Source organism: Phormidesmis priestleyi ULC007 (assembly GCF_003003695.1).
In the GTDB taxonomy this organism is placed as follows: domain Bacteria; phylum Cyanobacteriota; class Cyanobacteriia; order Leptolyngbyales; family Leptolyngbyaceae; genus Phormidesmis_A; species Phormidesmis_A priestleyi_A.
Window position 1 is genome coordinate 75,496 of record NZ_PVWG01000005.1, and the last position, 21,364, is coordinate 96,859.

The 21,364-nt window shown below is 50.2% G+C and carries 20 protein-coding genes; 6 read left to right on the plus strand and 14 right to left on the minus strand.

Features of this window, described 5'->3' with window-relative positions; translation table 11 throughout:
* Nucleotides 1-178 precede the first annotated feature (178 nt).
* Complete coding sequence (gene glyA / locus C7B65_RS06730) at nt 179-1,462, minus strand: serine hydroxymethyltransferase (protein WP_073070060.1); 1,284 nt, start codon at nt 1,460-1,462, stop codon at nt 179-181.
* A 139-nt stretch (nt 1,463-1,601) separates the two neighbouring features.
* A complete protein-coding gene (locus C7B65_RS06735) occupies nt 1,602-1,826 on the minus strand; it encodes a type II toxin-antitoxin system HicB family antitoxin (protein WP_073070061.1) in 225 nt (74 codons plus the stop codon).
* 81 nt (nt 1,827-1,907) lie between these two features.
* On the opposite strand from C7B65_RS06735, the gene glmU reads away from it, so the two are divergent.
* The gene (glmU, locus tag C7B65_RS06740; protein WP_342353001.1) at nt 1,908-3,320 is read left to right on the plus strand and encodes a bifunctional UDP-N-acetylglucosamine diphosphorylase/glucosamine-1-phosphate N-acetyltransferase GlmU; all 1,413 of its coding nucleotides are present in this window, start codon (nt 1,908-1,910) and stop codon (nt 3,318-3,320) included.
* Nucleotides 3,321-3,333: 13 nt separating this feature from the next.
* Here the strand turns inward: glmU and C7B65_RS06745 are convergent, their stop codons facing one another.
* The 6 genes from C7B65_RS06745 to C7B65_RS06770 form a co-directional block, all read right to left on the minus strand.
* On the minus strand, nt 3,334-4,287 hold the full coding sequence (locus C7B65_RS06745) for an isoaspartyl peptidase/L-asparaginase (protein WP_073070063.1): 954 nt from the start codon (nt 4,285-4,287) through the stop codon (nt 3,334-3,336).
* 89 nt (nt 4,288-4,376) lie between these two features.
* Complete coding sequence (gene ftsH, locus C7B65_RS06750; protein WP_073070064.1) at nt 4,377-6,287, minus strand: ATP-dependent zinc metalloprotease FtsH; 1,911 nt, start codon at nt 6,285-6,287, stop codon at nt 4,377-4,379.
* Between the two features lie 126 nt (nt 6,288-6,413).
* Nucleotides 6,414-6,668 carry a hypothetical protein gene (locus C7B65_RS06755; RefSeq protein WP_073070065.1) on the minus strand — a complete coding sequence of 85 codons (255 nt, stop codon included), beginning with the start codon at nt 6,666-6,668 and terminating at the stop codon, nt 6,414-6,416.
* Nucleotides 6,669-6,744: 76 nt separating this feature from the next.
* On the minus strand, nt 6,745-7,035 hold the full coding sequence (locus C7B65_RS06760) for a hypothetical protein (protein ID WP_073070066.1): 291 nt from the start codon (nt 7,033-7,035) through the stop codon (nt 6,745-6,747).
* Nucleotides 7,035-7,322 carry a hypothetical protein gene (locus tag C7B65_RS06765; RefSeq protein ID WP_073070067.1) on the minus strand — a complete coding sequence of 96 codons (288 nt, stop codon included), beginning with the start codon at nt 7,320-7,322 and terminating at the stop codon, nt 7,035-7,037. The genes C7B65_RS06760 and C7B65_RS06765 overlap by 1 nt, the downstream gene beginning before the upstream one ends.
* A gap of 46 nt (nt 7,323-7,368) precedes the next feature.
* Nucleotides 7,369-8,553, minus strand: coding sequence for a M20 family metallopeptidase (locus tag C7B65_RS06770; protein WP_073070068.1), 1,185 nt, complete (start codon nt 8,551-8,553; stop codon nt 7,369-7,371).
* A gap of 218 nt (nt 8,554-8,771) precedes the next feature.
* Between C7B65_RS06770 and C7B65_RS06775 the strand changes: the two genes are divergently transcribed.
* On the plus strand, nt 8,772-9,605 hold the full coding sequence (locus C7B65_RS06775; protein WP_073070069.1) for a class I SAM-dependent methyltransferase: 834 nt from the start codon (nt 8,772-8,774) through the stop codon (nt 9,603-9,605).
* A gap of 48 nt (nt 9,606-9,653) precedes the next feature.
* Here C7B65_RS06775 and C7B65_RS06780 read toward each other — a convergent pair whose 3' ends face one another.
* Nucleotides 9,654-10,322, minus strand: a complete 669-nt coding sequence (locus C7B65_RS06780) for a phosphorylase family protein (RefSeq protein ID WP_223257309.1) — start codon at nt 10,320-10,322, stop codon at nt 9,654-9,656.
* A gap of 150 nt (nt 10,323-10,472) precedes the next feature.
* Here C7B65_RS06780 and C7B65_RS06785 point away from each other — a divergent pair, with 150 nt between their 5' ends.
* From C7B65_RS06785 to C7B65_RS06800, 4 genes are read left to right on the plus strand one after another with little or no spacing between them, the layout of a single operon-like run.
* On the plus strand, nt 10,473-13,088 hold the full coding sequence (locus C7B65_RS06785) for an efflux RND transporter permease subunit (RefSeq protein ID WP_073070071.1): 2,616 nt from the start codon (nt 10,473-10,475) through the stop codon (nt 13,086-13,088).
* Complete coding sequence (gene hpnA / locus C7B65_RS06790) at nt 13,085-14,077, plus strand: hopanoid-associated sugar epimerase (RefSeq protein WP_073070072.1); 993 nt, start codon at nt 13,085-13,087, stop codon at nt 14,075-14,077. Before C7B65_RS06785 ends, hpnA begins: the two co-directional genes overlap by 4 nt.
* A gap of 17 nt (nt 14,078-14,094) precedes the next feature.
* Nucleotides 14,095-15,111 (plus strand): adenosyl-hopene transferase HpnH, encoded by a 1,017-nt coding sequence (gene hpnH / locus C7B65_RS06795; RefSeq protein WP_073070073.1) that lies wholly within the window; start codon nt 14,095-14,097, stop codon nt 15,109-15,111.
* Nucleotides 15,112-15,162: 51 nt separating this feature from the next.
* Nucleotides 15,163-16,803 (plus strand): ArnT family glycosyltransferase, encoded by a 1,641-nt coding sequence (locus C7B65_RS06800; protein ID WP_073070074.1) that lies wholly within the window; start codon nt 15,163-15,165, stop codon nt 16,801-16,803.
* Here C7B65_RS06800 and C7B65_RS06805 read toward each other — a convergent pair.
* The 5 genes from C7B65_RS06805 to C7B65_RS06825 all read right to left on the minus strand — a co-directional run bounded on the left by C7B65_RS06805 (nt 16,784) and on the right by C7B65_RS06825 (nt 21,268).
* Nucleotides 16,784-18,994, minus strand: coding sequence for an AAA family ATPase (locus C7B65_RS06805; protein WP_073070075.1), 2,211 nt, complete (start codon nt 18,992-18,994; stop codon nt 16,784-16,786). The genes C7B65_RS06800 and C7B65_RS06805 overlap by 20 nt on opposite strands.
* A gap of 57 nt (nt 18,995-19,051) precedes the next feature.
* On the minus strand, nt 19,052-19,582 hold the full coding sequence (locus C7B65_RS06810) for a hypothetical protein (RefSeq protein WP_073070076.1): 531 nt from the start codon (nt 19,580-19,582) through the stop codon (nt 19,052-19,054).
* 12 nt (nt 19,583-19,594) lie between these two features.
* Nucleotides 19,595-20,110, minus strand: coding sequence for a DUF1643 domain-containing protein (locus C7B65_RS06815; protein WP_073070077.1), 516 nt, complete (start codon nt 20,108-20,110; stop codon nt 19,595-19,597).
* A gap of 3 nt (nt 20,111-20,113) precedes the next feature.
* Entirely contained in the window at nt 20,114-20,725 is a 612-nt protein-coding gene (locus C7B65_RS06820) for a hypothetical protein (protein WP_073070078.1), read from the minus strand.
* Nucleotides 20,726-20,836: 111 nt separating this feature from the next.
* Nucleotides 20,837-21,268 carry an NUDIX domain-containing protein gene (locus C7B65_RS06825; protein WP_073070182.1) on the minus strand — a complete coding sequence of 144 codons (432 nt, stop codon included), beginning with the start codon at nt 21,266-21,268 and terminating at the stop codon, nt 20,837-20,839.
* Nucleotides 21,269-21,364 lie beyond the last annotated feature (96 nt).

Consider the following 21,364-nt stretch of genomic DNA (forward strand, 5'->3'; position numbering starts at 1 on the left):
TTTTGGTAGCGTTGCTAAAAAACTTGTTTGGAGATGTAGGTGACGGGATGGAGTCCCTAAAAACTGCAAGTCTAGGTTAAATAAACACAAAATAGGGCACTCGTCAGAATGCCCTACTGTTATATTTCTTCTTGGTTACTGAGTAACCGGAAAAACACTGGGATCGTAGCCCTTCTGCTTAGACCAGTGCCGGGACGGGCTGAGAAAGATGGGGATAGAGCGGAAATCGATCGCAGAGCGCAGCAACGCGGCGGCGACAATCTTGAGCAACCGTCTCATCATCGGGACTGAGGAGACGATCGGCGATGATGTTCGCGATCTCCGTAAACTCAGTTGTGCCCATGCCGCGAGTGGTCATTGCCGGAGAACCCAATCTTAGACCACTGGTAACAAATGGCGAGGCTGGGTCGAAGGGCACCGTGTTTTTGTTTGCCGTGATATTGACCCCGCTCACGAGTTGGTCAGCGAGTTTGCCCGTCATGTCGATCGATCGCAGGTCTACCAGCATTAAGTGATTGTCAGTGCCGCCCGAAACAATTTTGAACTGACGTTGCTGAAGCTGGGCTGCCATCGCTTTGGCGTTTTCAATCACGTGGGCGCAGTAGGTTTTAAACTCTGGCTTGAGTGCCTCACCAAAGGCGACTGCTTTACCCGCAATGACGTGTTCTAACGGCCCGCCTTGTGAACCGGGGAAGACGGCTTTATCGAGTTGCTTGCCTAAGTCAGCATCACGAGTGAGAATCAACCCGCCTCTGGGCCCGCGTAGGGTTTTGTGAGTCGTCGTCGTAACTACATCACAATAAGGCACGGGGTTTGGGTGAAGTCCGGTGGCAACAAGTCCGGCAATATGAGCGATGTCAGCTAGTAAATAAGCCCCAATTTCATCAGCGATCGCGCGAAACTTATCAAACTCAATCACTCGTGGATAAGCTGAATATCCACAGATCAGCAGTTTGGGACGATGCTTGAGGGCTAACTCTCGAATCCGATCGTAGTCAAGCTGCTCGGTTTCTTGGCTCACCCCATAATCAGAGACGTTAAACCACTTGCCCGATACATTCACTGGCGACCCGTGGGTCAAATGTCCCCCGTGGGACAAATCCATGCCCATGATCGTGTCACCGGGCTGGAGGAGCGCTAAAAATACGGCAAAATTTGCTTGTGCGCCTGAGTGAGGCTGCACGTTGGCGTGAGCGGCTCCAAATAGTTGTTTGGCACGATCGATGGCTAACTGCTCAATGCGATCGACAAACTCACACCCTCCGTAATAGCGCTTACCGGGCAGCCCCTCTGCATATTTATTGGTCAGCACTGAGCCTTGGGCTGCCATCACCGCAGGAGACGTAAAGTTTTCGCTGGCAATCAGTTCGAGGTGATCCTGCTGCCGATGTAGCTCCTGCTGAATTAGCTCGGCGATCGCGGGGTCAGCAGTTGTCAGGAAGTCTGAGTTGGTCTGAGTCACTGAGCAAATTCCTAAATTTAGAGGGTGAAACTATTATTCTGTCAAAGCCAGATTAACAGTAGAGCTTTCTGAGAAATCGATCATAACGCCGTTTGTTTGAGACTTGGTGAGGCAATCATGAAGTTCGTAGAAAATTTTGTCAGGCAATTTGCAGCGCTTGTCCAAACCTTTTTGGTTCTGGTAAAGGTTCGCCTGCTTTCAAGGCTGACTCTACTAATAGTTCTAAAACTTCCTGAGCATTCTTAAACGCCTCGTCATAGGTGTCACCGTGGGTACAGGGTTGCATGACCTCTGTGAATTCAGGTAACAGGACGACAAAACACTGATCTTCTTCTGACCACTGAACAACGATCGTATATTTCATTCTTCTAGTCCCTCCTTTAAATCTATCTTGTCAGTATCGTGCTCTGAGTGGAAACAATGCCCAGAGGCAAGGTATACTCCGTTGGAGTTATTGACAGAGAAAATGATGGTAGCGGTAGCAATCTTGGCGGCTGGGCGAGGAACGCGCATGAAATCGGACTTGCCTAAAGTCCTGCACTGCTTGGGAAGTCGATCGCTGGTTGAGCGAGTGTTAGATGGGGCGGCTGAAATCAACCCAGTGCGACGGTTGGTGATTGTGGGCTATCGGGCAGATTTAGTCAAAGAGGCAATGACTAGCCAGGGCGATCGCTATGCTGAGGTGGAGTTTGTTGAGCAGACTGAGCAGTTGGGCACCGGACACGCCATTCAACAATTGCTGTCGCCTCTCAAAGGGTTTGAAGGAAACTTGCTCGTTTTAAACGGCGACGTGCCATTGCTGAGACCTGCAACACTGCAACGATTACTAGAGACTCATCAGAAACACAATAACGCTGCAACTATTCTAACGGCTCAGGTTCCTGATCCTAAAGGATATGGACGGGTCTTTTGCAACGGAAATAATATTCTGACTCAGATTGTAGAAGACCGTGATTGTAGCCCTGCTCAAGCGCAAAATCGGCGAGTCAATGCTGGAATTTACTGCTTTCGCTGGCAAGATTTAGAAGCCGTTTTGCCAAACCTGACGAGCGATAACAGTCAGCAAGAATATTATCTGACCGACGCGGTAAATTATCTCAACCCAGTCATGACGGTGGATGTTGACGATTATCAAGAAATTTTGGGCATCAACGATCGCAAACAACTCGCCACCGCCTACGGCATTTTGCAAACCCGCATTAAAGATGATTGGATGGCGCGAGGTGTGACGCTCATTGACCCAGACAGCATCACGATCGAAGACCCTGTTCATCTCGAAGCCGATGTAGTGATTGAGCCGCAAACTCATCTGCGAGGCGAAACGGTTATTCAAACCAAAAGCCGCATCGGGCCGGGCAGCCTGATCGAAAATAGCCAGATCGGGGAAAATGTCACGGTTCTCTTTTCGGTTGTGACAGATAGTGTAGTCAAGTCTGGCGCTCGAATTGGGCCCTATGCCCATCTTCGGGGTCATGCCGAAGTCGGTGCGGACTGTCGGATTGGCAACTTTGTAGAGTTGAAGAATTCCACTTTGGGCGATCGCACCAATGCCTCTCACTTATCTTATTTAGGCGATGCCACGATCGGAACACAAGTCAACATCGGCGGCGGCACGATCACCGCGAATTATGACGGCGTGAAGAAGCACCGCACCACGATCGGCGATCGCAGCAAAACCGGAGTCAATAATGCGCTGATTGCGCCGCTCACCATTGGCGAAGATGTGACGATCGCCGCAGGTTCAACAATCAGCGAAGATGTGCCTAATGACTGTTTGGCGATCGCACGGGCGCGTCAAGTCATCAAGCACGGGTGGCGATTGAAGGCGCGATCGTCAGAGGGTTCTAAGCAATCGTAAATCCGACTCAGAACTAGACCGCAGAAACCTGCATTCCTTCTGCCATATCTAGCGTGTCGGCAATTTTTTCGCCTGTGTGATAAGCCGCTAACAGAACTTCGCTGGTTTTGCCCCACGCGATCGCGCCCGTTGCATCTAGCCCGATCGCGCCTAGATCGCGGTCATTTTTGTGTGCCTCGGTCAGCGATCGCTCAAACGCCGCTTTTAGCGATAACCCATCGGTGACGCGCACCACAATTCGGACGGCGAGACACTCGTCGATAATGTCTTCCCCAATGCCCGTGCAGCTAATGCCCGCTTGTGCCGTCGCGTAATTTCCCGCAGGCATCGCAGAATCGCTGACTCGCCCCACTCGCTCAAAGCCTTTGCCCCCCGTAGAAGTGCCTGCGGAGATTCTGCCCTGACTGTCTAGCGCTACTACTCCGATCGTGCCGCGTCCTGCGTCATCACTGACTAGTTCGCGCTCTGCGACCACGCCTGCCATTGCTTTATCAAAATTCCCAGCGCGTTCTTGAATCCACTCTTGCAGACGCAGATCGGTAGTGGGATCATAAAGCGGAATTTGCAATTCTCGCAGCAATTCAGCCGAGCCGTAGTCTGAGAGAATGCGATCGTCAAAATCTTGCAGAAACAACGCCAGGTCGATCGGATGCCTGACCCGAGCGGTATTGATCACACCACTAAACTTTTGAGTCGTGCCATTCATCAAAGCAGCGCTCATGCGAATCTGCCCATCTGATTGCAGCACCGAGCCTGTGCCAGCATTAAATCGCGGATCGTCTTCTAAAAGCTGACAGCCTCGCACTACGGCAGCTTGAGCCGTTGCCCCTTCTTGCAGCAAGAGATAGACTTCCTCAATCACCTGATAGAGCGACTGCCGAACAGCTTCGGCTCCGCCTTTTCCCTTTAAGGAGCTACCTGCCCCGCCGTGAATAATCAGCTTGGGCTGAACCCGATCGCTCGTCATAGATAGAACCTCGAAACGTGAATGGTGACTCGCTAGAGCAATAAATCAAACGTTTATTATCGTCGAACGAGTCACCATTCACCGATCGATTAGCCAGCGACCTCTGCGGCTTGCGGCACTTCACGATAATCTGCCACGATCTTGCGGAACTGATCGCCCTCGATCGTTTCCTGCTCTAACAGCATCTCGACTAAGCGATCGACTAGGGGGCGATTGTCACGAATCAGGCGACGGGCTTCTGAATAGCACTGCATGGCGATCGCGCGCACCTGTTCGTCAATTTGGTTTGCTATCTCCTCAGAATATTCTGATCGGGGCGAAAGACCGCGACCCAAGAAAACTTCGCCCGAAGAGGAGCCTTCAAGGGCAACCAAACCCATATCAGACATTCCATAACGAGTTACCATCTCTCGCGCCAGGTCAGCCACGGCTCTGATATCACCACTAGCGCCTGCCGTCACTTCGGATTCGCCAAAGATTTCTTCTTCAGCCGCTCGACCGCCCAGAGACATGGTGATGCGATCGGTCATCCACGATCGGGTATAGAGTCCGCTGTCGATCATTTCTTCATTAAAGGCTTGCTGAGCAAACCCGCCAATGCCGCCCGATCGCGGAATAATCGTGACTTTGTTAAGCGGGTCAGAATTTTTCAACAGCGTCATCAGCAGAGCGTGACCGACTTCGTGATAAGCGATCAGGCGTTTTTTCTTGCTGTCGAGCAGAGGGGTGAGCGTCAGACCGATCGTAATCCGGTCGATCGCGTCGTCGATCTCTAGTGAAGTAATCTCATCTTTGCGGCGGCGTGCGGTGAGAATAGCGGCTTCGTTGAGCAGATTCGCTAACTCGGCACCAGAGAAGCCAGGAGTGCGACGGGCAACCGTTTCCATCGAGACTTCTGGAGCGAGTTTTTTGTTACGGGCGTGAACGTCTAAAATTCTCAGTCGCCCTTTATAGTTGGGCAAATCAACATTGACTTGGCGATCGAAGCGACCCGGACGCAGCAAGGCAGAATCCAACACATCAGGACGATTCGTTGCCGCGATAATAATGATGCCCGTGTTACCTTCAAACCCATCCATCTCGGTCAACAACTGGTTGAGCGTTTGCTCTCGCTCATCGTTGCCGCCACCAATGCCCGTGCCACGCTGACGACCGACGGCATCAATTTCATCGATAAAGACAATGCAAGGCGCGTTCTCTTTGGCTTTCTTAAACAAGTCACGCACGCGAGACGCACCTACACCGACAAACATTTCAACGAATTCAGAGCCAGAGATTGAGAAAAACGGGACTCCGGCTTCCCCTGCGATCGCTTTTGCCAACAGAGTTTTGCCTGTTCCGGGCGGCCCAATTAACAAGGCACCTTTGGGAATTCGGGCCCCCACTGCTGTAAACCGCTCAGGCTTTTTCAAAAAGGTGACGACTTCTTGCAGTTCTTCTTTGGCTTCTTCGATGCCTGCCACGTCATCAAACATCACGCCCGTCTTCGCCTCCATTTGGAACCGGGCGCGAGACTTGCCAAAACTCATCGCCTGCCCAGGGCCGCCCCCAGAGGAGTTGGTCGATCGTCGCAAAATCAACAACAGACCTGCAATCAGCAGCATAAACAGCAGCAGATTTGCCACTAAGCCCATAAGCACACTATTGTCAGCCGTGGGCTGAGAGTCAAAATTGACTTTGTTGTCTCTTAACCGCTCAATCAGCTCAGGGTTGCGCTCAAGCAAGGGCACTTCTATCAACGGATCGTTGGGTTTTTGCCCTTCTAGCTTGACTCTGGCGGTTTTTTGCGCTTCGTCAATTTCAACTTTTGTGACTTCACCCGCATCAATTTTTTTGAGCAATTGACTATAGCTCAGAGAGTCACGAGTGGATTGTGCGATCGCAGGCGTGCCAATCATGATGCTCTGGGCAATCACCCAGCCGATCATCACCATTTTGGTAGCAGCCGTTTGCTTGGGGGAAGTTCGTCGCGCTGATGCCTTTTTCCAGGAGCCTTTCATAGTCTATTGCTTGCCTTTTGTCTGCGGTGACTCAACCTCGCAGCTCTCGTGAGAATGGCTTCTCAGAGCGACGATTGTATCTAGTTTAACCTCGCAACTCAAAGAGCGAGTCAGAGAATAATTCTTTTAAAGCTCAGAAGCCGTGTCAGGAGCCACGATTTCTCCTTCCATCTGCATTAATGGCGATTCGTTTTTGATCAAGTCACTCAATTCGTGAAACTCTACGCCCATATGCTGACAAGCTTTTTCGAGTTCGTGTCGAAAGGTGTTGAGATCTTTGCCATAGCCACAGAGATGTGCGGTCGTTTCGATCCCTTGTTTAGCGTTGGCTCTTGCACAGTCAACTAGATCTAAGCCTTGTAGTGGAGTCGAGGCTGCCATAGTTACTCCTAAAGTTATGATCGATTTTTTTACTGTGCCATTGCGATCGCGGTTTTCTAATCCCTCTAAAGAGCGGTTATGGATGGGGAGTGATTGCAAGAATCGTCAGTGTCCCTTGCTCAAACCCATAGCACCAGAAAATTCTGAAGGCTGCCGGAGTTTTGTTCTCAACGTAGGCTTCAAAGACTTCTCTCCCATCTGAACTAGAAAGAGACTCGTATTTATGAGTTTTTAAGCCGGGATGACGGAGATTGATCTCCATTAAGCCCAATGTCTTTAAAACTTTTTTGTATTTTCTGAGATCGGTTTGTTGAAGCTTAAATAATGCTGCCTCTGCTTCAGGCGAGAATTCCAACCGAAACTGCATCAGTCTTCAATGTCCAAGTCAGCGTGTTGGGCAAACGTGCCTAACGATCGTTGATTGCCCTCTGCAACCTGTTCAATTCCTTGCTGCACAGAAGAAAGTGCAGTCGAGTTCTGCCAAAGCCATTGCTCACGCTCAGGGAGATTGTCGATCGGGTCAAGCAAAATTTGCCCAGCATCGTTGACTAAAACTCGATAGCACTGCTCACTGGCTGCTGAACCTAGGTGAATATAACCTTCACGATTTACCTGAGTTTGTGATGCAAGACGAAAGGGTTTACCGATGGTCATAAAGGAGTTATACCTACCAAATCTGCTTCTATTTTACCCACACGAATCAATTCTCCCAATATTTCCAGATGGCGTTTGCCATCGTGGCTACGCCCGTGAGAATGGCAGATTCGTTTACCTCAAACTGCGGGTGATGGAGCGGATAGTTTCGTTGATCTGGGTAGCCCACGCCTAAGCGAAACATGCTGCCCGGCGCGTGATTGAGGTAGACCGCAAAATCCTCAGCACCGAGAGATGGCTCTTGAATCATTTGAATGCTCTGATTGCCCCACATTTCTTGAGCCGCCGATTCGAGCAGGTGCGTCAGAGTTTTGTCGTTTTGCACCGAGGGAACGCCTCGGCGATAGTCTAACTGATAGGTTGCCCCATAGGTTGCACAGACACTTGAGACAATCTGCTCAACCCAAGTAGGCAGAGTGGCGCTGGTTTCAGGATGGAGCGATCGCACCGTTCCCAACAACTGCACCTGGTCGGCAATCACGTTGGGGGCACGTCCGCCTGTGATTTTGCCGATCGTCAGCACCATCGGGCGAAGCGGATTTTGAGTGCGGCTAATGGCTTGCTGCAAGCTGGTGATCACCTGCGATGCGATCCAGATCGCATCTACCGCTTCATGAGGACGCGCTCCATGTCCTGATTCTCCCAAAATTGTGATCTCTAAATCGTCGGCGGCGGCGGTGAGTGCCCCATAGCGGATGCCAATTTTGCCAGCGGGAATCGAGGGAAACACATGTAGAGATAAAATGGCGCTGACTTGATCCATTGCGCCATCTTGCACCATCCATTCTGCGCCTTGGGCGATTTCTTCGGCAGGCTGAAAGAGAAAGCGCACATCTCCGGGCAGCAGTTCGCCGAGTTGAGATAGCACCATCGCCGTTCCTAGCCCAACTGTGGTGTGGACATCGTGACCGCAGGCGTGCATGACCCCATTGAAGCGAGAGGCAAACTCTAAGCCAGTGCGTTCTTGAATCGGTAACGCATCCATATCAGTGCGGATGGCAAGCAGACGATGATTTGACGCACCAGAATTCTGTCCTTTGAGTTCTCCAATCACGCCGACTTTTCCGATCGCTTCTTGCACACGCAGCCCACACGATGAAAGCACTCCAGCTACATAAGCGGCGGTCTGCTGCTCTTGTCCACTGAGTTCGGGGTGGCTGTGTAGATGCCGACGAATCTCAATTAACCGAGGAGCCAGAGCCGTAGCAATTTCTTTGATTCGGGTGTGCATGCAGATTTTTAAGACAGTTTCTCTAATGATAAGACTTGTTAATAAAAGATTAAGGTTAGCTCAGATCTGGCACCGTTCTCAATCAGGGGTTTCCAAAAAGCTAGAAGTCTGAAAGAAAGAACCTAGAAATATTTCAATCGGACGATGGAACGACGATCGGGTTTCAAAAAGTTGGCTGTTCGGACTCAATTGGCCAAATCTAGAACTTAGGAGGCAACATGCCTGAAATCAAAAATGTGAGTGGAACGGCATTCATTATTGCTGAATTTCGAGCTGAAGAAAACGCAGCGCCTGACCCGCTTTATCGAGATGAGATTGTTAGACTATTTCTCGATCGCAATTCAGCGCAAGTTGCTCATCAGGTGGCTCAATCTTTTCCGCCAGTCAAAGACATGGTGAAACTGCGGACTCGCTACTTTGATGATGTGTTATCTCAACAACTGGCGCTGGGATATCGGCAAGTTGTGATTTTAGGGTCGGGTCTAGATACCCGTGCAGTGCGAATGTCAGCCCCAGGGGTGCGCTACTTCGAGATTGACCAGGCAGCAACAGCAACGCTGCAACTTAAAGCAGAACGATTAGCAGCGAATAATATTGCGGCTGAGGTCACTTACATCCCCGGCGATTATGTCAAAGATGATCTCATTGCATTACTTGAAAACAATCACTTTAACTTGCAGTTGCCGACTTATTTCTTGTGGGAAGGCAACGTAACTTACCTCGAACAAGAAGACATCATTGCGGTTCTCGATACAATCCGTAACCACGTCAAGCACTTTAAGCTATCGCTTGACTACCTATCGAATCGGGTGATTGCCAAAACTACAGGATATGTCGAACTAGATGACTATATCGAACAATTGGAGCAGCGGGGCGCACCGTGGATCACAGGCTTCCAAGATATGGCTGGTTTTACCAAAAGCTTGGGACTGGACATTGTTGAAACCTATTCAGCCGCACAACTGCACGATCGCTATCGCCCACAGTTGCCTCTACCCTCGCCCATTTTTCAGTTCTACTTTGTTTGCACAATCACGAGATCGGGCATATAGCCAGTCGCTGCATCGAATCAATCGGTTCGGTTAGCTACCAAGGTGAAGTTAGCCCAAACGGGCGGCGATCGCTTCTAACGTCCGCAATCCTGTTAACGAGCCTCGAATCAGTCGCAGAGCAGCGATCGGTTGGCGGATCATCCCAATCGCGAGCGGCAGCGATCGTATCCTACCCTCTGGGCTAATTGCCGCTGACAGGTCTGGCAAATCATGATCAGTATCATCACTTACGACTCTTAACATGGCGACGGGAACTCCTGCCTCAGCCAGAATCGTCAAGATAGCTGACCCCTCCATATCTACGACATCAGCTTGATGGACTTGTCCGAGTTGTTGCTTTTCGTGAGCAGAAGACAGAATGCGATCGCTCGTAAACGCCCGCACCAGAGAATTTGTTGCTTGCAAACTTTGTTGGATCTGAGCCGTCAGCGTGGGATCGCAGTCCCAAACGGTGCCTGACGCATCTTGGCAGGACTGATAGAGAACTCGATCGCCGATCCCTAACTGGACTGTGAGACTACCGCACAAGCCCATCACCAAAACGCCTGATTGAAGGGCTGCGTCAAAGGATTGAGATCTTTGCCAGTTTCTTAAAAATTGAGTAACTGGCTCAACCCCGATCGGAATTGGTATGACTTGAGGCGGGTTTTTGAGGTGCTTTAAACCCTGGCAAATGGCTCGATGTTCTGCACCTTGGGGGACGAGGAAAGTCAGCAAAGGGTGAAGGATAATAGGGAGAGCTACTAATCTGAAGCAGGCTTGCATTAGCCTGGATGAAAGCCGAAATAGTTGACGGTAGAATTACCGTCTTGGGTGAAGCTTTAAAAATCGCTTCTGACCGATGCATTTACTATCGAACAGTTCAACATGGTACAGCCAAATCGCAATCAATCCTCACGAGAGCGCTTTAATATTTCTCGACTGGCGATCGCCGCTCCCATTCTCACAATTAGCTTTTGGCTGGCGGTGACGGTTGCAGGGCTTATGGCGTTTAGTTCTCTCAAATATGCGCTGTTTCCCGATATCGCCTTTCCGGTCGTCGTGGTCAATGCCAGCGCGCCCTTGACGACTGCCCTTGACACTGAGCGCGAGCTAACTCAGCCGATCGAGCAAGCGCTACGATCGCTCAAAGGCTTGGATGATCTTCGGTCTTCGACTTATCCCAGTCGATCGGCAGTGAGCGCGTCGTTTAAAGTAGGGACGAGCCTGGAAGAGTCAGCTCGTGAAGTTGAGACGACAATGAAGACGGTAACGTTGCCTAAAGATGGAACGTTCAAAGTCATTTCTCTCAATTTGAATGAGTCGGCGGCGGTGAGCTATGTGATTGACAGTTCGTCTCGCAGTCTGCCTGACTTGACAAAATTGGCGAATGATCAAATCGTGCCTGTGATCGCCAAACTGCCTGGAGTACTCAAAGTCTCACTCTTAGGAACTGGAGGACAAACTACGCCATCGGTAAATCCCACATCTCAAGCAGGTCAACTCGGAACGTTGGTGCGATTTAATGGGGCAGATGCTTTGGCATTTCAGGTGATTAAGCGGGGTGATGCCAACACGCTCGAAGTGGTGAGTGCGGTTGAAAAAGAAGTGACGCGACTGCGGTCTAGTCAACCCGACGTGAACCTAACTTTAGCAGCGACGCAAGCAGACTATATTCAAAAAGCGACTCAATCGACGATCGATGCCTTGATCGAAGCGATCGCCCTTGCCGTGATTGTGATTTTCCTTTTTTTGAGAAGCTGGCAAGCGACGCTGATTTCGGCGCTAGCGATTCCCATTTCGCTGTTGGGAACGTTTATCGTCATGGCGATCTTTGGGTTTAACTTAGAGACAATAACGCTGCTGGCGTTAGCGCTGGTGATTGGCAGCGTCGTCGATGATGCGATCGTCGATGTCGAAAATATTAGCCGTCACATCGACAATGGCGAATTGCCCAAACAAGCTGCCCTGACTGCTACTGACGAAATCGGCTTACCCGTGACGGCAGCGACGTTAACAGCGGTTGCGGTGTTTCTCCCGATCGGTCTGATGGGTGGCGTGATCGGACAGTTTTTTAAACCCTTTGGGATCACGATCGCGGCTTCGATGCTGACTTCTTTGCTAGTAGCGCGCACCCTTTCGCCCGTCTTATCAATCTATTTGCTCAGACCCAAACCTTATGGCGCTCTTCACAAAACAGGAGGCTTTTGGGTGAGGTTTTCGGCGGCTTATCGACGGTTGCTAGATTGGTCATTGCGCCATCGTGTCTTCGTTGTGAGCCTCGCAATTCTGAGCTTTGTGGCAGGCGTTGCGCTGATTCCATTCATTCCTCAAGGGTTTATTCCTAAGCTCGATCGCGGCGAATTTTATGTCCGCTATACGGCTCCGTTGCCGACTCAGATCTCTTCTTTGCCCATTAATCCTTTAGCGACATCGCTAACAGTGGCAAAGCAGCTAGAAGATCAGGTGCGAAAATCGCCAGAGGTTGAAACGGTGTTTACGATCGTTGGCTCCCGTGAAGGAGAACCCAATAAAGGCAATCTATACGTAAAGTTAAAGAACGATCGCGCCACCTCTACTGCAAAGCTGCAAGACCAAATCCGGGCGACGTTACCCACTTTAGAAGGGGTGACGACCAGCGTGGAAGACATTCCCTTTGTTGAGGCGGGCAGTCAGAAGCCATTGCAGATCGCGATTCAGGGTGAGGATCTCACAGTTCTAAATCGAGTTGCCACCGATTTAAAAGCAAAAGTGCAGACGCTCCCCGGTTTTGCAGATGTAACGATCGTCGGGGCATCCAGCAAAGAAATTCAGCAGATTGAGCGCAAAAATGGCAAGCGAGTCGTTTACGTCAGCGCTAACCTGGGCAAAGGCTTACCGTTAGGAGACGCAACTGAGACGATCGTCAACGAAGCCAGAGCATTGATTCCGCCCGGAGTCACCCTCAACTTAGGCGGTGATTCTGCCACGAGTAGCCAAATTTTTAGCAGTTTTGGGTCTACGTTGGCGTTGTCTGCTCTATGTATTGTTGTCGTCTTAGTTTGGTTGTTTCGCAGTTGGGTCGATCCATTAGCCGTCGGACTCTCATTGCCATTAGCATTAGTGGGTGCAATGTTGGCGCTGCTATTCACTCAGAGTGATTTTGGCATGATTTCGCTGATCGGATTTGTGTTTCTATTAGGATTAACGACCAAGAATGCAATCTTGATCGTGGATTATATTAATCAGCTACGTCGAGAAGGCTTAGAGCGATCGGAAGCCATTCTCAAAGCGGGGCCGATTCGCCTCAGACCGATTTTGATGACGACGGCTGCCACGATTTTAGGCATGGCACCGATCGCGCTTGGTTTAGGTGCGGGGTCTGAGTTGAGATCGCCAATGGCAATCGCGATCGCAGGCGGACTTGTCACCTCAACGTTACTCAGTCTAATTGTCGTTCCCGTCGTCTACACGCTGCTCGATGATCTGAAACCCCGACATCGCGAGAAGAAGAAATCGCTATGAAAAAAGCATTTGTGACGGGCGGAACGGGCTTTGTGGGAGCCAATCTAGTTCGACTTTTGTTAAAAGAAGGCTATCAAGTTCGGGCACTGGTGCGACGTAACAGCCGATTAGATAACTTACAGGGGCTAGATGTTGAACTCGCGCAAGGCGATTTGACCGATCCTGATCTAGCAGCACAGATGATGGGGTGTGAGGTCTTATTTCACGTCGCGGCGCACTATTCGCTGTGGCAAACCGATCGCGATCGACTCTATCAAGTTAACGTTTTAGGAACTCGAAATATTCTAGCTGCCGCTCGTCAAGCTGGAATTGAGCGCATCGTTTACACCAGTTCTGTCGCGGCGATCGGAGTCGGTGATCATGACCAACCCATTGACGAAACCCACCAATCCCCCGTTGAAGAACTAGTCGGACACTACAAAAAATCAAAATATTGGGCAGAGCAAGAAGCCGTTAAAGCTTGTCAAGCCGGACAAGATATCGTGATCGTAAATCCCAGTACTCCGATCGGCGCATGGGATCTCAAACCGACTCCCACTGGCGAAGACTTGATTTTGCGAATGCTGCGGCGAACCATGCCCGTTTATGTAGAAACCGGGTTGAACTTCATCCATGTGGAAGATGTTGCCCAAGGTCATTTGCTGGCATTACAAAAGGGCAAGACTGGCGATCGCTATATTCTGGGGCATCAAAATCTAACGCTCAAACAACTGCTCGATCAACTGAGTCAAATTACAGGGTTGCCCGCCCCGACTCGATCGATTCCTGCCTGGATTCCTCTGAGCGTCGCCTGGGTCGATGAGCGAATTTTGGCACCGTTAGGCAAAACGCCAACTATCCCGATCGATGGCGTGAAAATGTCACAACACCCGATGTATTACGATGCCGCTAAAGCCGTGAGTGAATTAGGGCTTCCGCAAACCCCCATCTACACCGCTTTAAAAGATGCCGTAGACTGGTTTGTATCAAAGGGCTATGTGGAACGTTGAGGAGAACAGAAAGACCGATGGCAATTCAATTACAGCAAGCGATCGAAGTTGGCAAATATTTGGTGATGCAACGGCTCAGAGGGCGCAAGCGATTTCCGTTGACGCTGATGTTAGAGCCGCTTTTTAGGTGCAATCTGGCTTGCTCTGGGTGTGGCAAAATTCAGCATCCGACCGAGATTCTCAAGCAAAACCTGACTCCCGAACAGTGCTTTGCCGCTGCCGAAGAATGCGGTGCGCCTGTGGTCGCAATTCCCGGTGGTGAGCCGCTTTTGCACCCCCAAATTGACGAAATCGTGCGCGGTTTGGTGGCGCGTAAAAAGTTTGTCTATCTCTGCACCAACGGCATTTTGCTAGAAAAAAGCCTCGCTAAATTTACGCCGTCGCCTTATCTGACCTTCAGCATTCATCTCGACGGGCTGCAAGAATTGCACGATAAATGCGTCGATCGTCAAGGCGTGTTTGAAACTGCGGTCAAAGCGATCAAAGCCGCCAAAGCAAAGGGCTTCCGCGTCACCACCAACACGACGATTTTTGAAGGGGCAAACCCCAAAGAGATACAGGAGTTTTTCGACTTTATTGACACGCTTAACCTGGATGGCATGATGGTGTCTCCTGGCTATAGCTATGAGTGGGCACCCAACCAAGACCATTTTCTCAAGCGTGAACAAACGCGCTCGCTGTTTCGAGAAATTTTGGCTCCGATGAAAACAGGTGAGAAAAAGTGGAATTTCAACCACAATCCGCTGTTCTTAGACTTTCTAATCGGCGAAAAAGACTACGAATGCACTCCCTGGGGAATGCCTAGCTACAGCGTTCTCGGCTGGCAAAAACCCTGTTATTTGCTCAACGAAGGACACTACACGACTTATAAAGAACTCCTAGCAAAAACCGATTGGGATCAATACGGTCGCAAGAGCGGCAACCCACAATGTGCAGACTGCATGGTGCACTGTGGCTATGAGCCAACCGCCGCAATGGACTCGATGCAGCCAGAAAATATCGGGCGATCGATTGGAGCCGTCTTTGGCGCATAGCAAAAAAGGGTGTAGGGTAGAAAGCAGCTTTTTTACTGGCGATCGCGGCCCATGAAACGGTCTTTTCCCTACTCCCAACTAGTGCCCTACTTGACGCTGCTGCTCTGGGTGTTGCCTTTGGTGCTGCTGAGAAGCGGACAGCAAAGTCTGATGGCGCACGACGAAGGAATCTATGCCACCCAAGCTCGATCGATTCTGCAAACGGGCGATTGGGTCAGTGTGCAGTGGGGTGGCGAAGCGGGATTTGATCGTACGATCGGCATTCAGTGGCTAATTGCTGCTTGTTATCTGATGTTTGGCACCAACGAAGGAACAGCACGATTGCCTAGCGCGATCGCATTTGTTCTCAGTGTGTTGTTGACCTACCGAATCGGCTGCTATCTCTTAAATCCTCGTTTGGCATGGCTCGGAGCCGCAATTTTCAGCGTCATTCCCTTGGTCGCTCAATATGGGCGATTAGCGACTCAAGATTCAGTTCTCGTCTTCATCGAGCTACTGGCAATCTGGGCACTTTTAGAAGCGACAAACCCTCAACTCAAAACTCGAAACTCTCTGTGGTTACTTCTGGCAGGCTGTAGCCTTGGATGGGGATTTTTGATTAAAGGATTCATGATTATTCCGGCGGCTGTGGCACTGCTGCCTTATCTGATTGGGCAACATTCGCGTCATCGGCATCTAACTAATCCCTGGCTTTATGTCGGACTGGTCTTGGGTGCCCTGCCGCCGATCGTCTGGCTGAAAGCTGCGATCGCGCAATATGGCGACAAACCGATCGCAGAACTGTTTGGCAAACTCATTCATCTTAAAGGACAAACTTATCAAGGGGCAGGTCCGTTTTACTATGTTTGGAACATTCCAGCGAATGGGTTTCCGTGGGTGTTTTTTGCCTTGTTCGGATTGTGGTTAGCGTTCTTTAAGGCCGAAGTCCGGCAACTGTTGAAGGACAATCACGCTCGATTGTTGTTGCTGGGATATCCCATTCTGTTATTGGTCGAACTGAGTTTATTTGGCACTCGTACTCATTATTACCCGCTTCAGTTAATGCCCTTTGTGGGATTGTTGGCGGCGATCGCGCTCGATCGTCTAATTACCCCTAATGAAAATCTACAAGCAGCTAAACCATTTCAAGCAATTAACTCTATTTTGGGCGGTTTTGGAACATTGCTGATTTTGGCAGGCTGTGCCGCAACCTGGCTGGTGAGTTGGCATCCTGATGTTCGATCAGTTGGACATCGAGCGGCGATCGTCGTTCTGATCGTGGGTATTGGCTGGCTGAGTGTGTGGACGATCGGGCGGCAAAAATCCGCAGATCAATCAAAATTGTCACAACAATGGCTAGCAGGTTTGTTGCTTACCTCTTGGGTGGGTCTGACAGCACTGAACATGACTGGTTTATGGGGCAACTACAACCCCAAACTGAAGACATTTTTGCAAACGCCCCAGGTCGAAGCCGTTTTGAAAGCGCACCCCGTCAACTTTGTCGTCAACGAAGATCAACTGAGCCGAGACGATCGTAAAACTCATTTGCTGCTAAATTTTTACACTCCGCAGTTAGGGCAAAATCTGACGATCGACGCGCTGCAACCCGGTGAATTTGCCTGGCTTGACCCCAGCACCGCCATTAAGCCCACTCAATATCCTGTAATCGGCTCGTTTCAAACGTGGCAACTGGTCAAGAAACCGCTCGAATAAAAACAGTAGTGCTTTCCCAAGTTACCGCCTGATTGCACAAACGTTGACTAAATCGCTGTTGAATCTGGGCAATCTCGTCGTCTGATAAACGGTGGGACAGGTGATCTCGATAGCTGGGAGTATTAGCAGGATTGGGGGCAAACCAGCGATCGCAAAGGGCTTGACTCAGATAGATAGCCGTCTGAGAGCGAATGGGTTGAAGCTCGACCGAAAGATTTGCCTTCTCAAACAATAATTGCAGATCGTCAATATCCCAATTCACTTTAGGGTCAAAAGGTTGAGCATAGATGGCTTCTTCTGCTTGAACGAGACGATCGTAAATCTCTTCATCTAGCCAAGTGCGATCGAGCAACTGATAGAGTCGTTGGGCACGGCGGGGCACCGCTTCTGCCAGCACCAAAACGCCATCGGGTTGCAGCAGCTTGGTCAGTTGAGCCAGCACGATCGCTTTATCGGGTTCTGCTTGCAGGGCGTTGCGTCCTAGAATGCGATCGAACTTCAAAGATTTTGAGAAGGCATCGGATAGCGCTGTAAGTTGGGTATGCACAATTACAGGACGAGTTAACTCTGACAGGGTTTCGGCTTGTTCGGTCAGGGCATCATAGTCTTTTTGAGTCTGCACGCAGGCATAAACGCCGCCTTCAGGAACTTGACGGATCGCCTCCCAGGTAAGTAGCCCACTGGTAGCGTTGAGGTCGAGAATTAGGTGATGACGTTGAGGAGCCGCAAGATCAAAAACTCGATCGCGCAGGCTTCCCAATTTTTCGCCAACTTGACTGAGTGTGCGCTGCATCCAACGATCGAGCGTAGAATCCGCAGGACTCATGGTCAACCCTTCGGGCAAAGCAACACCAATGCCTTCAACTAGGGCGGCGAGTTGGGCTTCTCGCTGACGGCTGACTTTTGTACGAATCTGCGCTTCAAACCCCTGATCTGAAGGCTGATAAAACACTTGTCCTTGCAGGCTTCCTGGCAGATATTGCTGTTCGACCCAGTGTTCTCGATAAGAGTGGGGATAGAGATAGCCAGAGCCGTGCCCAAACCCTTGTTTATCACGACTAGAATCTCGCAAATGGAGCGGTACTTCAGATTCTCTCTCGTGCTCGATCGCAGACAGCGCATCAAAAAAGCCCATAACACTGTTCGATTTGGGAGCCGTCGCCAAATAAAGCGCCGCTTGAGCGAGAGGATAGCGACCTTCGGGCATTCCGACTCGATCGAAGGCTTCGGCACAAGCATTGACGATGACGATCGCGTTGGGGTCAGCCAATCCCACATCTTCCCCCGCGAGAATTACCATTCGCCGAAAGATAAAGCGGGGGTCTTCTCCGGCGTAAACCATTCTTGCCAGCCAATAGAGTGCGGCATCGGCATCAGAACCCCGCAGACTTTTGATAAAGGCGCTAATCGTGTCAAAGTGAGCATCGCCTTCTTTGTCATAAAGCACGGCTCGACGCTGAATCGATTCTTCGGCAACCGATAGGGAGATGCAAATCGTCCCGCTGGCATCTGAAGGGGTGGTTTCAACTGCGAGTTCTAGCGCGTTGAGTAGCGCTCGTGCGTCTCCATTGGCGACATTAACCAGATGGTTGAGCGCGTCTGAATCGAGTTGAATGGAGCGATCGCCATAGCCTCTTGAACGATCGCTCAAAGTCTGTTCGACGACTCGTTTGAGATCTTCTTCGTTAAGCGGTTTGAGTTGGAAAATCCGCGATCGACTCACCAACGCTTTGTTGACTTCAAAATATGGATTCTCGGTGGTCGCCCCAATCAGAATTACGGTGCCGTTCTCAACCCAGGGCAACAGCGCATCTTGCTGAGATTTGTTAAAGCGGTGCACCTCATCGACAAAAAGAATGGTGCGTTGGCTGTGCTGTCCGCGTTTGTCTTGGGCGGTGGCGATCGCGTCTCGAATTTCTTTGACTCCTGCCAAGACTGCATTAATGGCGATGAAATGCGCCTTTGTTGTGTTGGCGATAATTCGCGCTAGAGTCGTTTTTCCAGTTCCGGGCGGCCCGTAGAAGATCAGTGAAGAGAGTTGATCAGCTTGAATTGCCCGCCGCAAGAGTCGCCCTTGCCCAATAATTGCCGCTTGTCCCACAAATTCATCCAGCGTTTGCGGACGCATCCGAGCTGCGAGTGGGGCTTCAGCGTCGGTGAGGTCTTGGCGGTGACGATCGAATAAATCCATTTAAGTGCAGCGTGGAATGTTCGACATCTCCGACCCTACCAAAAATCTTCGCTCTTCTCACACTGGTCGCTGAATTAGCGTTTCTACGACTCCGACTAATCGAGTGACGTGACTCTCGATCGCGTCTGCCATTCTTGAAACCTGCTGCCCTTGTCGCTCGATCGAAGCATCAAGTCGATCCAGCGAAGCTTCCATTCGTTGCGATCGTTGCTCCATCTGTTCGTTTGCTTGCTGAAATTGTTGCTCCATTGAGTCATTTAATCGCTGGAAACTCTGTTCAAGTGCCGCATCCAGTCGATCAAATCCTTCTTTAAGTGAAGCATCTAATCGATCGAATCCCGCCTCGTTTGCCTCCGCTATTCTTTGGATATTTTGCGCTTGCTGTTCGCCTGAAAGCCTGAGTTCAGTCAGCCCTTCAGTGAAACGTCCGACCTGATCGGTCAATACGTCAAGCTTTTGCTCTAGAGAACGATCAGCGGTCGCGATCGAAGCGATCGAATTCATCGTCTGCTGATAGGTTTCCCGGTTTAGCTCGGCGATGCGAAGTAGGCGCTCATCAATATTTCTCAACTCTTGATCGGTGCTCATCGGCTTAGATTGCTACGGGCAAAGTATGGTCAGGTTAGCAGAAGTTTCAGCATCCGTAAAGTTGAGTTTTGTCAAACGGGTATCGCGTTTGAGATAGAGCGGATGTCGAGGTTGTCCAGTTTTGGTAATGCCCAGACAAAAGACATTTTGCTGAGAATTCAACTGCTTCATTACGGGACGATCGCGCCCTTTCAAAGTCCCCCAATTTCCCCATGCGAAGACGATCGTGTCTACACGTTCTCTCAAAGTGAGTAAGTAGCGATCGTTGTCCGTTTCGATCGGATCTCTAATCCGCTGAAGATCAGCAGGACTCTTCGTGCGGTAAGCAAACAAATTCACCACTTCAAGTCCGCCATAACCCCAGCTTTGAGCAAACCCAATACACCGTCGAATCGTGGGATCGTTAAGGGTCGCATCAGCTTGACTGGGATTCAGCATCACAAACCCAACTTTTGGCGACTGACTCCACGATCGCCAAAGCAAATAGCGATAAGTGCCTGCATGATCGAAGATTGCACCTGACTGCATTGCTCACCCCAGAGGAGTTATTCCCGGTGACACGGCGTGAATATACTCGCTGCCAGATTCTGGAAAGCCCCGGTGATAGAGCGCTTCTTCGGGTCTACCCCAGCCCAGTTGCAGCAAAATTTCTAGCGTGTGATCTTTGCCTTGATGCGTGAGAGTTGCCCACTCGGTGCGCTGAAGAATGCGATCGAGATCTCGAATCGACATCGGCTGATGAAATTTGCCGCAATTCATACTTAAATAGAAGTCCATTCCCTCGGTGACTTCTTGCCAGAAGGCGACGATCGCAGCTTTTGCTGCTCTCAAAATCATCCAATCGCTGTTTAAACTAATCAACTGATCATCAATTTTAGGATAGCGAAACGCCCTGTCTTTAATCGTGATGGTTTGCCAAACAATGCCCGAAATCTGATGCTCTCGCTGATAGCGATGCACCGTGTTGCGAAAGTCATTGTAGGCAGTAAATTTTTGAATGCCGTCAGATTTTACAAAGCGATCGATGAGCGGATTAATACCAGAAGGCGTTGCAGCCAGATTGAGACGCTGCCCATTCATGCAGGCTCGTCGCTCATCGGTGAGAATTTTGACTAACTCTTCGGTGCTGTAGATTTTTGACATCTCAAAATCCTCTAGCCAGAGTGTCTACTGCTCAATCTTACCTTTGATGAATCCTAGCGCGTCATCAGGGGTTGAGCCGCATTTATCGGGGTCTTCTTAAGAATCTTCTCGTTACCCCACACGAGGACGAATTCCATAGTGGCGAAGTTGCAGATAATCATGCAGGATACGATCGTGATCAAAGCAGAGATTATTAGGCAGTTCCCAAACGTTAACGATTTTTGCGTTTTTGGCATCGTCCCCGGCTGTGGGTTCGCCTTTAGCAGTGGCAATATAAACCAGGCTGACTGTGTGCTGTCGGGCATCTCGTTTGGGGTCAGAATAGACCTGAAGCAACTCGACTAAATCAACCGCTAAACCGATTTCCTCCATCGCTTCTCGACGGGCAGTCGTTTCTGCGGGTTCACCATAATCCATAAATCCGCCCGGAATTGCCCAGCCATAAGGCGGGTTTAAGCGCTCAATGAGAATAATCGGACGATCGGGGCGATCGACCATTTCAATAATAATGTCAACCGCAGGAGAAGGATTTTTATGAGCCACAATCACACAAAGGGAATAAAGGGCGATAGGTGAAAGTCAGGTTTGAGCCAAGTTCCATCCTTTCTTTTGACCGATTCTAACGTTCAGCTTGCCATG

Bases quoted from the DNA above. Each gene is read 5' to 3' on its own strand.
- C7B65_RS06735 (WP_073070061.1), bottom strand. From the start codon at position 1,826: ATGAAATATACGATCGTTGTTCAGTGGTCAGAAGAAGATCAGTGTTTT.
- C7B65_RS06745 (WP_073070063.1), bottom strand. From the start codon at position 4,287: ATGACGAGCGATCGGGTTCAGCCCAAGCTGATTATTCACGGCGGGGCA.
- ftsH (WP_073070064.1), bottom strand. From the start codon at position 6,287: ATGAAAGGCTCCTGGAAAAAGGCATCAGCGCGACGAACTTCCCCCAAG.
- C7B65_RS06755 (WP_073070065.1), bottom strand. From the start codon at position 6,668: ATGGCAGCCTCGACTCCACTACAAGGCTTAGATCTAGTTGACTGTGCA.
- C7B65_RS06760 (WP_073070066.1), bottom strand. From the start codon at position 7,035: ATGCAGTTTCGGTTGGAATTCTCGCCTGAAGCAGAGGCAGCATTATTT.
- C7B65_RS06765 (WP_073070067.1), bottom strand. From the start codon at position 7,322: ATGACCATCGGTAAACCCTTTCGTCTTGCATCACAAACTCAGGTAAAT.
- C7B65_RS06770 (WP_073070068.1), bottom strand. From the start codon at position 8,553: ATGCACACCCGAATCAAAGAAATTGCTACGGCTCTGGCTCCTCGGTTA.
- C7B65_RS06775 (WP_073070069.1), top strand. From the start codon at position 8,772: ATGCCTGAAATCAAAAATGTGAGTGGAACGGCATTCATTATTGCTGAA.
- C7B65_RS06785 (WP_073070071.1), top strand. From the start codon at position 10,473: ATGGTACAGCCAAATCGCAATCAATCCTCACGAGAGCGCTTTAATATT.
- hpnA (WP_073070072.1), top strand. From the start codon at position 13,085: ATGAAAAAAGCATTTGTGACGGGCGGAACGGGCTTTGTGGGAGCCAAT.
- hpnH (WP_073070073.1), top strand. From the start codon at position 14,095: ATGGCAATTCAATTACAGCAAGCGATCGAAGTTGGCAAATATTTGGTG.
- C7B65_RS06800 (WP_073070074.1), top strand. From the start codon at position 15,163: ATGAAACGGTCTTTTCCCTACTCCCAACTAGTGCCCTACTTGACGCTG.
- C7B65_RS06805 (WP_073070075.1), bottom strand. From the start codon at position 18,994: ATGGATTTATTCGATCGTCACCGCCAAGACCTCACCGACGCTGAAGCC.
- C7B65_RS06810 (WP_073070076.1), bottom strand. From the start codon at position 19,582: ATGAGCACCGATCAAGAGTTGAGAAATATTGATGAGCGCCTACTTCGC.
- C7B65_RS06815 (WP_073070077.1), bottom strand. From the start codon at position 20,110: ATGCAGTCAGGTGCAATCTTCGATCATGCAGGCACTTATCGCTATTTG.
- C7B65_RS06820 (WP_073070078.1), bottom strand. From the start codon at position 20,725: ATGTCAAAAATCTACAGCACCGAAGAGTTAGTCAAAATTCTCACCGAT.